The organism is Cellulomonas pasadenensis, from assembly GCF_047229365.1.
Lineage (GTDB): Bacteria > Actinomycetota > Actinomycetes > Actinomycetales > Cellulomonadaceae > Cellulomonas.
Genome location: NZ_JBFTEP010000271.1, coordinates 1 through 1283 on the forward strand (window position 1 = coordinate 1; position 1283 = coordinate 1283).

At 79.9% G+C, this 1283-nt stretch carries 2 protein-coding genes; both read right to left on the reverse strand.

Annotated elements, in window-relative coordinates:
- Positions 1–419 precede the first annotated feature (419 nt).
- Positions 420–779 (reverse strand): DUF6841 family protein, encoded by a 360-nt coding sequence (locus AB6N23_RS18405; RefSeq protein ID WP_412867399.1) that lies wholly within the window; start codon positions 777–779, stop codon positions 420–422.
- 101 nt (positions 780–880) lie between these two features.
- A partial coding sequence (locus AB6N23_RS18410) for a CHAD domain-containing protein (protein WP_412867400.1) occupies positions 881–1283 on the reverse strand: 403 nt, incomplete at its 5' end.

A 1283-nucleotide genomic window follows, 5' to 3' on the forward strand; every position in this document is an offset into this window, starting at 1 on the left:
GGACGCCGTCGTCGCGGGGGTCGCCGCGTCGGCGCCCGTCGGGTGGTGCGCGGCCGTCGCGGGCGGCGGGCTGGCGGTCGTGCGGGTCACGGGTCCTCCCGGGGTCGGGCCCCCGGGTGAGGACGCAGCCGGGGCACGAGGACGCGACGCGCCCCGGCACCCGTGCGCGCCCCGCCCCGGCGCGCAGCCGCGGGGGCGCGCGACGGGACGGAGGCGCGCCGCGGTCGCCGCGGCACGAGCCCTGCTCCCTACGCTGGTGCTGACCAGATCAGGTTCCACGGGTCAGCCGGTGGGACGACGGGCGTCCGGCCGGCACTCTCAGCGCTCCTGCGCTCCCCGGGGGCGTGTTGGCGCCGACCCTAGCGTGGCGGCCGCCGGCGGCACCAGGCCCGCCGGGCGCGCGCGCCTGCGGCCCGCGGTCAGTCGGTGAGCGGCGTCAGCACGGCGATCCGCCAGGTGCCGGCGTCGTCGACGAGCTGGTACATGAAGCGCTCGGTGCGGTCGTCGCCGTAGCGCCACGTGACGTCGACCCACACGCTGTGGCCGGTCTCCGCCACGACGCGCACGTCCGACGACACGTCGTCGCCGCCACCGCCGTGCTCCCACGTGCTCGTGAGGAAGGCCTCGGTCTGCGACCGGTCGGCCACCGCGAGCGACTGCGCGGGGAAGGCGATGAGCGCGGGGACCGCGTACAGAGCGGCCACCGCGCCGGCGTCACGGGCCTGCAGCCCGCGCGCGTACTCGTCGAAGAACTGGTCCACCTCGGCGCGCTCCGTCATGCCGCCCACGCTACGGGCGCCACCGCGGAGCGGCCTCCCGGAGCGGCGTCCGGGGCCGCGGCGGCGCAAGGGGGCGGCCCCGCGCCGCGTCCCCCCGCCGCTCAGCGCAGCCACCCGCGCTTGCGCCCCGCGCGTGCGACGGCGTCCAGCGCGTCCCGCTCGGCGACGTCCGCGGCCGCCTCCGCCAGCCCGTGCAGGCGGCCCAGCGTGAAGGCGTTCTCGCCGTCGAGGTGGGCCTCCATCGCCATCCGGCGCAGGGACGCCTGCCGCACGCGCGCGTCGTGGTGGTCGCCGAGCGCGGACTGGACGTCCTTCGCGCGACGTGCGGACCGGTGCGCGGCGCGGCCGACGGCGGACGCCGCGACCTCGCTCGCGTACCGGGCGCGGCGCGCGTCCTTGCGGGCCTCGTGCAGCGCGTGGTCCCGCGCGTCGCCGGGCGGCAGGGCGAGCGCACGCGCCACGGCCGCGTCGAAGCGGCGCCAGGCGCGGCGGGCGCGGCGGGGG

Excerpts from the sequence above, each read along its gene's own strand:
- AB6N23_RS18405 (WP_412867399.1), bottom strand. The coding sequence starts at position 779 with ATGACGGAGCGCGCCGAGGTGGACCAGTTCTTCGACGAGTACGCGCGC.